General features: G+C 67.3%; 8 protein-coding genes and 1 riboswitch. All 8 genes read left to right on the top strand.

The genetic code is table 11. The features are described from left to right. Window positions 1-188 precede the first annotated feature (188 nt). Window positions 189-414: riboswitch (cobalamin riboswitch) on the bottom strand. Window positions 415-460: 46 nt separating this feature from the next. The 8 genes from YP76_RS05005 to YP76_RS04970 all read left to right on the top strand — a co-directional run bounded on the left by YP76_RS05005 (window position 461) and on the right by YP76_RS04970 (window position 12,163). After that, the gene (locus YP76_RS05005; protein WP_046762420.1) at window positions 461-727 is read left to right on the top strand and encodes a hypothetical protein; all 267 of its coding nucleotides are present in this window, start codon (window positions 461-463) and stop codon (window positions 725-727) included. 67 nt (window positions 728-794) lie between these two features. Beyond that, window positions 795-2,468 (top strand): MFS transporter, encoded by a 1,674-nt coding sequence (locus YP76_RS05000; RefSeq protein ID WP_046762419.1) that lies wholly within the window; start codon window positions 795-797, stop codon window positions 2,466-2,468. Then, on the top strand, window positions 2,465-3,610 hold the full coding sequence (locus YP76_RS04995) for an HlyD family secretion protein (RefSeq protein ID WP_052757309.1): 1,146 nt from the start codon (window positions 2,465-2,467) through the stop codon (window positions 3,608-3,610). The genes YP76_RS05000 and YP76_RS04995 overlap by 4 nt, the downstream gene beginning before the upstream one ends. Then, complete coding sequence (locus tag YP76_RS04990) at window positions 3,607-4,980, top strand: efflux transporter outer membrane subunit (protein ID WP_046762418.1); 1,374 nt, start codon at window positions 3,607-3,609, stop codon at window positions 4,978-4,980. Before YP76_RS04995 ends, YP76_RS04990 begins: the two co-directional genes overlap by 4 nt. Further along, on the top strand, window positions 4,977-5,426 hold the full coding sequence (locus YP76_RS04985; RefSeq protein ID WP_046762417.1) for a DUF488 domain-containing protein: 450 nt from the start codon (window positions 4,977-4,979) through the stop codon (window positions 5,424-5,426). The genes YP76_RS04990 and YP76_RS04985 overlap by 4 nt, the downstream gene beginning before the upstream one ends. A gap of 46 nt (window positions 5,427-5,472) precedes the next feature. Continuing rightward, on the top strand, window positions 5,473-8,802 hold the full coding sequence (locus YP76_RS04980) for a transglutaminase family protein (protein ID WP_046762416.1): 3,330 nt from the start codon (window positions 5,473-5,475) through the stop codon (window positions 8,800-8,802). Further along, the gene (locus tag YP76_RS04975; protein ID WP_046762415.1) at window positions 8,799-11,276 is read left to right on the top strand and encodes a circularly permuted type 2 ATP-grasp protein; all 2,478 of its coding nucleotides are present in this window, start codon (window positions 8,799-8,801) and stop codon (window positions 11,274-11,276) included. Before YP76_RS04980 ends, YP76_RS04975 begins: the two co-directional genes overlap by 4 nt. Then, window positions 11,273-12,163 carry a transglutaminase family protein gene (locus YP76_RS04970; RefSeq protein WP_046762414.1) on the top strand — a complete coding sequence of 297 codons (891 nt, stop codon included), beginning with the start codon at window positions 11,273-11,275 and terminating at the stop codon, window positions 12,161-12,163. Before YP76_RS04975 ends, YP76_RS04970 begins: the two co-directional genes overlap by 4 nt. Window positions 12,164-12,197: the final 34 nt, after the last annotated feature.

The following is a 12,197-nucleotide window of genomic DNA, read 5'->3' as shown; positions in this document are numbered from 1 at the left end:
TCCAATTTTCAAAACACTATCCTCCGGCGTCAGCGACTGCCCGGGGGAGGCCTGCCGTCCAGGACGACCGGCGCGCGCGAACGGGCCGACGCCATCAGCGCCGCTCACGCGAACCGAAGCAGCCTCCACCGCTCGTTCGTCGCTCAGACGGAAAGATACCGTGCCGCGGCCATCCCCTGGACCAGGGCAAGAGCGACCAGACGCCGGCAGGTCTCCTGGCTCGCGGGTCATCGCTTGAAACATGGCCTTCCCAGGCCTCGCAGGATTTAGCGTCCGGCCCAGTGGCTGATCCTTTCCACCCGGAAAGGATCGATATGTCTCTCGCTCACCGCTTACAGTTGCAGGGACAGCCGGGGATTTACACCCCATTCCCTATTAAGCCCCTTTCGGGACACCGGCGCGATCGAGGGCGTTCATAGGTAAGCTTTGCGGCGATGGGAAGATGGGATAGAGGCGGCCCATGCATTTCGACGATCAACTCCACCGCTATTTCGGCATCCGCGACCTGGACGCGCTCACCCCCGATGCGCTGGCGGCAGGGCTGGAGCATATGCGCGTCGATTTCGGGCTGGAAACGGACAAGGCGCGGCGCTTCGCGCTGTGGTCGCTGATGTTCCTGCTGGGCGCGGCGCCCGATCTGGAGGATGCGTTCGAGGACCCTGCGGACCGTGACGCGGCGCGCGACTTCATGGAGAGGATGGAACGGGCCGAAGACGGCGGGGACTAGACAGTCCGGACAAGAAGTGGAAACAATCGCCCGGCGGCTGGCTTCGTGCACAGCTTGAGGAGGCGGCTTGAGCGCAGCGGGAGCAACACCGGACTATCAGTTCGCGCCGCATGAACGGCCGATGATGCCGGGATCGCCTGCGACGCCCGATCACCCCACCCGTCGGCGCATCGGTTATTTCCTGATCGGTACGCTGCTGGGGCTGACGGGCGGCTTCATCAACGGGTTGCTGACCGCTAACCTGCCCCAGATACAGGGCGCGCTGGGCCTCACCACCGTCGAGGGCGGCTGGCTGACCGCCGCCTATTCGATGACCAATATCTGCATGAGCCTGCTGCTCATCAAATTCCGCCAGCAATTCGGCATACAGCGCTTCGCCCGCATGGTGCTGGCCGGATTCCTGGCGCTCAACCTGTCGCAGATCTTCGTACATAGTTACGGGTTCGAACTGATCGTGCGCGGGGCGAGCGGGATCGTGGCGAGCGGGTTGTCGACGCTCTGCCTGTTCTACATCATGCAGTCGATGCCGGCGGCCCAGCGGTTGGGCGGGATGGTGCTGGGCGTGGGCATGTCGCAGATCGCGCTACCGCTGGCGCGGGTGATATCCCCTGCCCTGCTGATCCATGGCGACGTGCAGAATCTGTTCCTGTTCGAACTGGGGCTGACGCTGCTGTGCCTGGCGGGCGTGTGGCTCCTGCGCCTGCCGCCGAGCGAGCGGATCGAGGCGTTCGAACCACTCGATTTCCTGACCTTCGCCCTGTTCGCGCCGGGCATGGCGCTGCTTTGCGCGGTGCTGGTGCAGGGGCGCATCCAATGGTGGACGACGCCCTGGTTGGGCTATGGTCTGGCGGGGTCGCTGCTGCTCGTGGGCGCGGCGCTGATGGTCGAACACAACCGCGCCAATCCGTTGCTCAACACCCGCTGGCTGGGCAGCGGAGCGATCATCCGCTTCGCCATCATCGCGGCCAGCATGCGCGTGCTGCTGTCGGAGCAGAATTACGGCGCCAGCGGGCTGTTGGCCGTGGTCGGCATGGGGCAGGATCAATTGGTCTCCTTCTATGTCGTGGTGACGCTGGCGACGGTCGGCGGACTGGTGGCAAGCCTGGTGACGCTGAACCCCACGGACTTGTTGCGGCCGGTCATGATCAGTTGCGGCCTGATCGCGGCGGCCGCCTTTCTGGACGTCGATGCCAGCAATCTCACCCGCCCGGCGCAACTTTACGGGACGCAGGCGATGATCGCCTTTGCCGCCATCTATTTCCTGGGCCCGGCGTTGATGGGCGGCATATTGCAGGCGCTGGCCAAGGGGCCGAGCCATATCGTCAGCTTTTCCGCGCTGTTCGGCATATCGCAGCAATTGGGCGGGATCGGCGGGGCGGCCTTGCTGGGCAGTTTCCAGATCATCCGCGAACGTTTTCATTCGGAAGTGCTGGCGCAGTCGATCCTGCCGACCGATCCGCAAGCGGCGCTGCGGCTGCAACAACTGGGGGGCGCCTATGCGCGGACGCTGGGCGACCCGGCGCTGCGGCAGGCGGAGGGCGGCGTGCTGCTGGGGCAGCAGGTCGCGCGGGAGGCGAATATCCTGGCGTTCAACGACGTGTTCCTGTTGGTGGGGGTGCTGGCCACGCTGGCCTTCCTCTACCTGCTGGCGCGGTGGAGCTATTTCAAATGGAAAGGGATCACGCCGCTGGGCAAGGAACTGGCGGCCTTGGCCGCGATGAGGAACAGGGCCGCATCATGACAGATACGCGACAGGACCGGCTGCAGGACCCGGTCGAGGTGCCGGACGAAGCACCCGCCGCCGAGCCGCCGAAAAGGGGATGGGCGCCGCCCAAAGCAGGGCGCAGGGTGACGATTCTGACGGTGGTCTTCATCGTCGTCGGCCTGTTGCTGATCCTCTATGCCTGGGGCCTGCCGCCCTTCTCCTCCATCGTGCAGACCACCGACAACGCCTATGTGCGCGGCCAGACCACGGTGATCGCGCCGCAGGTCAGCGGCTATGTGGTCGAGGTCGCCGTGCAGGATTATGAGCAGGTGCGGAAAGGACAGATACTCGCGCGGATCGACGACCGTATCTATCGCCAGCGGGTGGAACAGGCAAAGGCACAGGTCGCCGCGCAGATCGCCAATCTGGACAATAGCGAACAGAGCCAACGGTCGAGCGAGGCCCAGCTTGGCGGCCAGGATGCAAGCCTGGTCAATGCCAGGGCGCAACTGGCGCGGGCGCAGGCGGACATGCGGCGGGTGAACGATCTGGTCGGCGAAGGATCGGTGTCGTTCCGCGAGCGGGACCAGACATTGGCGGCGCTCAAACAGGCCGAGGCGGCGGTATTGCAGGCGCAGGCGCAGCGCAGCATGGCGCGGGAGCAGGTGCGGACCGTGACGGTCGGGCGCGGCGGGCTGCGCGCCGGGGTCGAGGCGGCGAAGGCGGCGCTCGAGCTGGCGGAGATCGACCTTGCCAACACCATCATCCGCGCGCCGCAGGACGGGCGGTTGGGTGAGGTCGGGGTGCGGCTGGGCCAATATGTGACGGCGGGGACGCAGCTCACCTTCCTGGTGCCGCCGGTCATCTGGGTGGCGGCCAATTACAAGGAGGCGCAGACCGCCCGCATGGCACCCGGCCAGCCGGCGCGTATGAGCGTCGATGCGCTGGGCAATGAGGAAATCAGGGGTCGGGTCGAAAGGCTGGCCCCGGCGGCGGGCAATGAGTTTCAGGTGATCAAGTCGGACAATGCCACCGGCAATTTCGTCAAGGTGCCGCAGCGCATCACGGTGCGGATCGCGGTGGATCGCGGCGATCCGCTCTATGCGCGGCTGCGGCCCGGCATGTCGGTGGAAGCCCGGATCGACACCAGCGGCGGGCCGGAGCCGCGGTCGCGATGAAGCGCCGGGGCGCATTTTTACTGGGACCGGCGCTGCTGGGCGGCTGCGTGCCGGCGCACCAGCCCGCGCCGCCGGAGGCTGCGGTGACGGCGCCCGGCGGCTGGCGCGGCGCATTGCCGGGAGCGGAACCGGTCGATGCGGCCTGGTGGCGGCGCTTCGGGGACCCCGCGCTGTCGCAGGTCGTCGAAACCGCGCTGGCGCATAATGTCGACATCGCCATTGCCGTCACCCGGGTTCGCGAGGCGCGGGCGCAGGTGCAACTGGCCCGCGCCGCCCTTTTCCCCAGCCTCGATGCGAGCGGCGCCGCGTCGCACAGCCGCTCGGTAAACGCCTTCGGCACCGCGGCCGAGAGCAGCGCGGCCCAGCCGCTGGTGCAGGCGGCCTATGAGGTCGATCTGTTCGGGCGGATCGACGATCAGCTTTCGGCGGCGCGCAGTTCCTGGCTGGCGAGCGGCACGGCGCGGGATGCGGCGCGACTGAGCGTCGCGGCGGCAACGGCTTCGGCCTATGTGACGCTGCTGGGGCTCGATGCGCGGCGGGAGGTCGTGCGGCAGACGATCCAGTCGCGGTCCGAGGCGTTGAGGCTGGCGCGATCGCGGGCGGAGGCCGGTTATACGTCCCAGCTGGAACTGCGGCAGGCGGAATCCGAATATCAGGCGGCAGCGCTGATCCTGCCGCAGGCCGACCTGGCCATAGCACGGGCGGAAAACGGCTTGCGGCTGCTGATCGGGGAGGTGCCGGGCCCGGTGGAACGGGGGCGCACGCTGTCTCAATTGGCCGCTCCGGGCGTGCCGGATGCTGGACTGCCGTCAGATTTGCTGCGGCATCGTCCCGACATCGCCCAGGCGGAATATGCGCTGGCGGCGTCGGACAGTTCGCTGGCGGTGGCGCGCAAGCAGTTCCTGCCGACGCTGCGCCTGTCCGCCTCACTGGGGGCGGTCTATAACAGCGAGCTGCCCGACACCCTCTCCATCTGGTCGATCGGCGGCAGCATATTGGCGCCCTTGTTCGAAGGCGGACGGCTGCGCGCCAATGCCGATGCGGCGACGGCACGGCGCGATCAGGCTGCCTTCGCCTATCGCAAGACCGTGCTGACCGCCTTCCGCGAGGTGGAGGATGCGCTGGCCAATGTCGCCAGCCTGTCGCGGCAGCGGGCGGTGGCGGAGGCGCAGCGTGTGGCGATCGCGGATACGCTGCGCCATGCGACCAATCGCTATCAGGCGGGTTATAGCGGTTATCTGGAGCAGCTGGACGCGCAACGGGCGCTGTTGTCCGCCGATCTTGGGCTGGTGCAGTTGCGCGCGGACCAGTTGAACGCGCTCGTCACCTTGTATCAGGTGCTGGGCGGCGGCTGGCAGGAGGGATCATGAAGATCTTCACCATCGGCTATGAAGGCGCGACGCAGGACGAAGTGATCGCCGCCTTGCGGGTGGCGGGCGTCACGATGCTGGCCGATGTGCGGGCGGTCCCGCTGTCGCGGCGGCCGGGCTTTTCGAAGAACATCCTCGCCGCCGGACTGCGCGAGGCGGGCATCGGCTATGTCGGGTTGAAGGCGCTGGGCACGCCCGCCGCAGGACGCGAGGCAGCGCGCAAGGGCGACCACAAGCGGCTGGCGGAGATTTACGCCGGACAGTTGGAACTGCCCGAAGCAATGGTCCAGGCGGCCCAACTGGTGGAGATGGCGCAGGAGCAGCCGACGGCGCTATTGTGCTTCGAGCGCGACGCGGCCGCCTGCCACCGCTCGCTGTTGCTGGACGCGGTGATGCCGGATGCGGAACGGATCGACCTCATCCCCCTAGATTCTTCGGTCTCGTAACGAATTCATATTGCATTGCAGCAGGGGGTGGCGTTTCATCTGACCCATGCTGAAGGCCGCGCTCCACCACCTGACGTCCTATCGCTACAGTCGCCCGATCACGCTCGGGCCGCAGGTGATCCGGTTGCGGCCCGCGCCGCACAGCCGGACGAAAATCCCCAATTATGCGTTGAAGATCGATCCGCCGGGGCACTTCCTCAATTGGCAGCAGGACCCGCACGGCAATTGGCTGGCGCGGATCGTCTTTCCAGAGCCCGTCGATCATTTCTCGGTCGAGGTCGATCTGCTGGCCGATCTCGACATCATCAATCCCTTCGATTTCTTCGTCGAGCCTTATGCGGAGGAGTATCCCTTCGCCTATGACGAGCAGCTCCGGACCGACCTTGCCGCCTATTTCGAGCTGGAGGATCAAGGGCCGCTGTTCGAAGCGTTGGTGGAGAGCCACAAGGGTTTCGAGGGGCGGACGATCGACTTTCTGGTCGAGGTGAACCGGCAGCTCCAGCAACGGGTCGGCTATGTGATCCGCATGGAAACCGGCGTGCAGGGGCCGGAGGAGACGCTGGAGATCGGCACGGGGTCGTGCCGGGATTCGGCCTGGCTGCTGGTGCAGTTGCTACGGCGGCTGGGCTTCGCGGCTCGCTTCGTGTCGGGCTATTCGATCCAGTTGGTGGCGGATGTCGAGCCTTTGGAAGGGCCGAAGGGGGTTTCGCAGGACGTCGTCGACCTGCATGCCTGGGCGGAGGCCTATGTGCCTGGCGCGGGCTGGGTGGCGCTGGATGCGACATCGGGCATGTTCGCGGGCGAAGGGCATATTCCGCTCTGCGCGACGCCGCATTATCGATCCGCCGCGCCGATCAGCGGGATGGCGGAACCGGCGGAGGTGGATTTCCACTTCTCCATGGGGGTCAGCCGCATTGCCGAGGCGGTGCGGATCACCAAGCCCTTCACCGATGCGCGCTGGGACGCGGTGATGGCTCTGGGCGCGCAGGTCGATGCCGATTTGCAAGCGCAGGACGTGCGGCTGACGACCGGGGGCGAGCCGACCTTCGTGGCCGAGAATGGCGGCGATGCGGGCGAGTGGAATGGCGATGCGGTCGGGCCGACCAAGGCGAGCTATGCCGACCGGCTGATCCGGGGGCTGCGGGAGACGTTCGCGCCGGGCGGGCTGCTGCATCATGGGCAGGGCAAATGGTATCCGGGCGAGAGCCTGCCGCGCTGGGCCTATGCGGTGTACTGGCGGCAGGATGGGGTGCCGATCTGGCGGGATGCCGGGCTGATCGCCGATGAGGTGGCGGCTGAGGATGCGCGGGCGGTGACGGCGGAGGATGCCGAGGCCTTTCTCGCGCATATGGCGTGCGCGATGGGCTTTACGTCCGAGCATATCCAGCCGGTCTATGAAGACCCGGCGGTGTGGGCGGTCAAGGAAGCGGACCTGCCGGTCAACACATCGCCCGATGATCCCAAGATTTCCGATCCCGAAGCCCGCGCAAGAATGGTGCGGGCGTTCGAGCGGGGGCTGGACCAGCCGGTGGGTTTCGTGCTGCCGGTGCAGCGCTGGCAGAGCCAGGTGCCGACGCCGCGTTGGCAGAGCGAGATATGGCAACTCCGGCGCGGGCGGCTGTTTGCGGTGCCGGGGGATTCGGCGCTGGGCTATCGCCTGCCGCTGGGGTCGCTGCCGCATGTGCCGGAGGCGGCCTTTCCCTATATCCACCCTCGCGATCCCAGCGAGCCGCGAGGACCGTTGCCGGATTTCCGGGCGACGTTGGATGAGGTCCATGCTCAGCCGGTACAGCGCGTGCCCGACGCGCCGGGCGGGGCGTCCGCGCAGGAGCGGGTCGAGCAGTTTCATATCGAGGGCGCGGTGCGCACCGCCGTGACGGTGGAGCCGCGCGGGCATTTCCTCTCCATCTTCCTGCCGCCGGTGGAGGCGCTGGAGGATTATCTGGAGCTGGTCGCGCAGGTCGAGGGCGCGGCAGAGGCGATGCGGATTCCGGTGCGGATCGAAGGCTATCCGCCGCCGCCCGATCCGCGATTGCAAGTGCTCAAGGCCACGCCCGATCCCGGCGTGATCGAGGTCAATATCCAGCCTTCGTCAAGCTGGGACGAGACGGTGGAGATTACCGAGCGGCTCTATGCGCTCGCGCGGACCTGTGACCTCACCGCCGACAAGTTCATGGTCGACGGGCGATCCGTGGGGACCGGGGGCGGCAATCATATCGTGCTGGGCGGGCCGAGTTTGAACGACTCCCCCTTCATCCGGCGGCCGGATCTGCTGAAGAGTTTCGTACTCTACTGGCAGCGGCATCCCTCCCTCTCCTATCTGTTTTCGGGGCTGTGCATCGGGCCGACCAGCCAGGCGCCGCGCATCGATGAGGCGCGGCATGACGGGCTGTACGAGCTGGAGATCGCGCTGGCGCAGGTGCCTGCTCCGGGCGAGGGAGACGCGCCGCCGCCCTGGCTGGTGGACCGGCTGTTCCGCAATCTGCTGGTCGATGTGACGGGCAATACCCATCGCACCGAAATCTGCATCGACAAGATGTTCTCGCCCGATGGGCCGACCGGGCGGCTGGGGTTGCTGGAATTCCGGGGCTTTGAAATGCCGCCGGAACCGAAGATGAGCCTGGCGCAGCAATTGCTGTTGCGGGCGCTGACGGCGTGGTTCTGGCGCCAGCCGCAGCAGGGCAATCTGGTGCGCTGGGGGACGGCGCTGCACGACCGCTTCATGCTGCCGCATTTCGTCTGGGCGGATTTCCTGGAGGTGCTGGGCGACCTGCGCGGGGCGGGTTACGAGTTCGATCCCCACTGGTTCGAGGCGCAGCGGCAGTTCCGTTTCCCGGTGCATGGCGCGGTGGATGCGGGCGGCGTGGGGCTGGAGATCAGCCATGCGCTGGAGCCGTGGAACGTGCTGGGCGAAACGGGGGCCATCGGCGGGACCGTGCGCTATGTCGACAGTTCGACCGAGCGTTTGCAGGTGCGCGCGACGGGGCTGGTCGCCGGACGGCATGTCGTCGCCTGCAATGGGCGGCGCGTGCCGATGACGCCGACCGCCGTGCCGGGCGAGGCGGTGGGCGGCGTGCGGTACAAGGCCTGGGCGCCGGCCGCCTGCCTGCACCCCGCCCTGCCGGTCAATGCGCCGCTGACCTTCGACGTGCTGGATAGCTGGAGCGGGCGGTCGCTGGGCGGCTGTGTCTATCATGTCGCGCATCCGGGCGGGCGCAATTACGACACGCTGCCGATCAACGCCTATGAGGCGGAGGCGCGGCGCAAGGCGCGGTTCCAGGACCATGGCCATACGCCCGGCCCGGTCGACATGCCGGCCGCCGAAAGCCCGGGTGAATTCCCGATGACGCTGGACCTGCGTTTCCGTCATCGATGAGCATGGCCGACACCCTTCCCCCGGACGTAACCGGCTGGGCCGAGGCCTATCTGGCGCGTGCGCCGAAGGGAGACCTGTTCGCCGGAGCCGGGCAGGAGATGGCCGGCCATTGGCGCACCATGCTGGATCGGCTGTCGGTACAGGCACAGGGCGATCCGGCGGTGCTGGCCGGCAATGTCGAGCGGCAGGCGGTCGATCTGGGCCTCGCCTTCCGCCTGACCGGGGACCAGCAAGAGCGGCCCTGGCCGCTAAGCCCCGTCCCGCTGCTGATCGGGTCGAGGGAATGGACGCAGATCGAGCGCGGCCTCACCCAGCGAGCGCAGTTGCTGGAACGCGTGATCAGCGACATCTACAGTACGCAATCGCTTGTCCGGACGGGCAAGCTGCCTGCCAGCGTCATCACCGGCAGTCCGCATTATTGGCGGGTCATGACCGGATCGCCGCCGCCCCACGGGCATTTCGTGCATTTCTACGCCGCCGACCTGGCGCGCGGGCCGGAGGGCGAATGGCGGGTGCTGGCGGATCGGGTGCGCACACCGGTGGGCGTGGGTTATGCGCTGGAGAACCGGCTGGCGCTGTCGCGCGCGACCGGCGATCTGCTGGGCGCGCTCAATGTTCGGCGGCTGGCACCGTTCCTCAACGCCTTGCGGCGTGGACTGGCGGCGGATTGCGAGCGCAGCGATCCGCGCATTGGCCTGCTCTCGCCCGGCCGCTTCAACCAGAGCTATGCCGAACAGGCGCATCTGGCGCGCTATCTTGGCCTGCTGCTCGTCGAGGGCGAGGATCTGATCGTGTCGGACGGGCAATTGTTCGTGCGCACCATCCAGGGACTGAAACGGATCGACGGCCTGTGGCGCTGGATGGATAGCCGCTTTCTCGATCCGTTGGCGTTTGACGGGGAGTCGCGCATCGGCGTGCCGGACCTGTTCGACGCTTGCGTGAAGGGCGGGCTGATGCTGGCCAACTGGCCGGGCGTCGGCGTGATCGAATCGCGTGCCATGGCGGCCTTCCTCCCCCAATTGGCGCAGGAGATGCTGGGCGCAGACCTCATCCTGCCCAATATCGCGACATGGTGGTGCGGGCAGAGCGCGGAACGCGCGCATGTCGCGGACGCCATGGGTGAACTGGTTGTGGGATCGGCCTTCGACCGCGATGTCGCCGGGCTGACGGGAACGCGCTTCCTCCCCGGATCGGCCATGGACGAGGCACAGCGCACCGCCCTGCTGAACGCCATGGCACGGCGGCCGATGGATTATGTCGGCCAGGAGGTGGTGCGCCTGTCGACCACGCCCGCCATCGTCAACGGGCAGATGATCCCCCTGCCCTTCACGCTGCGCGTCTTCGTGGCGCGCGACGAATTGGGGCAATGGCGGATCATGCCCGGCGCCTTTGCCCGGCTGGCGGCGCACGGCGATATTCGCGCGGCGCTGATGGGCGAGGGCGACCTGTCGGCGGACATGTGCGTGCTGGACGGCAAGCCGGTGCCGCAGGACGGGCTGTCGGCCGTGGCCGCCGCCCCCACGATCCGGCGGGTGGGCGGAATGCTGCCTGCAAAAGCGGCGGACAATCTCTATTGGCTCGGCCGCTATATCGAGCGCACCGAAATGACCGCGCGGGTGATACGCGCCATTGTCGGCGGGTCGATCGAGGCCGATCTGGGCCCTGCGGTCGAATCATCCACCATGGCGCGGCTGACGGGACAGCTCGCACTGTGGGGCGCGACTTCCGGTACGGCGGGCACGGTCGGACCGCTTTGCGCACAGGCTTTGGGTGATGGATCGCAACCGGGCAGCGTGCGTTCGCTGATGACGGCTGTCGCAGGGATCGGCGAAGGACTACGCGACCGGCTGGCGGTCGATTATTGGCGGCTGGTGCGGTTGCCTCTGCCCGATTTCGACGGCGGGGCGACGGAGACTTTGCTCGAGGCCTCCTCACGGATGATCGAACGGATTTCCGCGCTGTCGGGCCTTGCCGCCGAGAATATGGGGCGGACAGAGGGGTGGCGCTTCCACGATATGGGGCGGCGGATGGAGCGGGCGATCAACGGTTGCCGGCTCGCCATGCTGTTCGGTGCGGAAGGAGCGTCGGCGGATGACCTGACCGTGCTGCTCGATCTCAACGACAGCCAGATCAGCTATCGCAACCGCTATCTGTCCGGGCCGGCGCTGGCGCCGGTACGCGATCTGGTGGCTCTGGAACCGCAAAACCCGCGCTCCATCGTCTATCAGGCGCAAAGGCTGGCGGAACATGTCGCGGCGCTGCCGACGCTGCACACTGACGGCATGCCAGAGGAGCCGCAGCGGCTGGCCGCGGTGCTGGCGGCGGGGCTGGCCCCACTGACCGGCGACATGCTGACGATGGACGATCTCCGCGACACGGAAATCCGCCTGCTCGGCCTTTCGGATGCGATTGGACAGCGCTATTTCCTGCAACGACGCAAGGAAAAGAGCGAGGGCGTCAGCCTGCTGTCATGATCTATCACATCCGGCATCAGACGATCGTGCACTATGACGCGCTGGTGCAGCTTGCGCGGTTCAATCTCCGGCTGCGGCCCGCGCCCTGGCCGGGGCAATGGACATCGGACTATCATCTGGCGGTCGATCCCGCGCCCTCCTCCATCGAATCGCGCCCCAGCGCCTGGCCGGTCCATGTCGCCCGGCTGGAGATCGACAGCCTGCTGCATCAGATCGTCATCGAGAGCAGTTTCCGCGCCGGAATCCAGGACAGCGCGCCGATCGAGCCGCAGGACGACGACCCCATCATCGCCGCCGTTGCGCAGGCGGCACTGGAAGCGCGGGACATGGGATCGGCCGGACCGGCGCAATTTCTCCATGCCTCGCCGCGCGTACCGTTATTGCCGCAGATCGGAGCGTGGGCGGGCGACCTGCTGGCGTCCGATCGGCCGATCGTCGGCGCTGCGCTGGCGCTGGCGCGTCGGATCAAGGGCGCGTTCGCCTATGTGAGCGGGGCGACCGACGCGATGACGCCGGTGGAGGACGCCTTTGCCGCGCGCCATGGCGTGTGCCAGGACTTCGCCCATGTGATGGTGGCCGCGCTGCGCTGGTTCGGGCTGCCCGCCGCCTATGTGAGCGGCTATCTGCGCACCGATCCGCCGCCGGGCATGCCACGGCTGGTGGGCGCTGATGCCATGCATGCCTGGGTGATGCTGTGGTGTGGGCCGACGCGGGGATGGATCGGCTTTGACCCGACCAACGGCGTGATTGCCGGGGACGGGCATGTATTCGTCGCCATGGGACGGGATTATGCCGACGTCGCGCCAATGGACGGGCTGTTCGTCGGCGGCTCCGGTCAGAATGTGAAGGTGATGGTGGACGTGATGCCGGAAGAGGAAGAGACGTAGGACGCGCCCCCTCCCCCTGACCCGCTGGGATGTG

Source organism: Sphingobium chungbukense, from assembly GCF_001005725.1.
Taxonomy (GTDB): Bacteria; Pseudomonadota; Alphaproteobacteria; order Sphingomonadales; family Sphingomonadaceae; genus Sphingobium; species Sphingobium chungbukense.
The sequence above is the reverse complement of the archived record's forward strand: the minus strand, read 5'-3'. Positions and strand labels throughout refer to the sequence as shown.

Excerpts from the sequence above, each read along its gene's own strand:
- YP76_RS05005 (WP_046762420.1), top strand. The coding sequence starts at position 461 with ATGCATTTCGACGATCAACTCCACCGCTATTTCGGCATCCGCGACCTG.
- YP76_RS04995 (WP_052757309.1), top strand. The coding sequence starts at position 2,465 with ATGACAGATACGCGACAGGACCGGCTGCAGGACCCGGTCGAGGTGCCG.
- YP76_RS04990 (WP_046762418.1), top strand. The coding sequence starts at position 3,607 with ATGAAGCGCCGGGGCGCATTTTTACTGGGACCGGCGCTGCTGGGCGGC.
- YP76_RS04985 (WP_046762417.1), top strand. The coding sequence starts at position 4,977 with ATGAAGATCTTCACCATCGGCTATGAAGGCGCGACGCAGGACGAAGTG.
- YP76_RS04980 (WP_046762416.1), top strand. The coding sequence starts at position 5,473 with ATGCTGAAGGCCGCGCTCCACCACCTGACGTCCTATCGCTACAGTCGC.
- YP76_RS04975 (WP_046762415.1), top strand. The coding sequence starts at position 8,799 with ATGAGCATGGCCGACACCCTTCCCCCGGACGTAACCGGCTGGGCCGAG.
- YP76_RS04970 (WP_046762414.1), top strand. The coding sequence starts at position 11,273 with ATGATCTATCACATCCGGCATCAGACGATCGTGCACTATGACGCGCTG.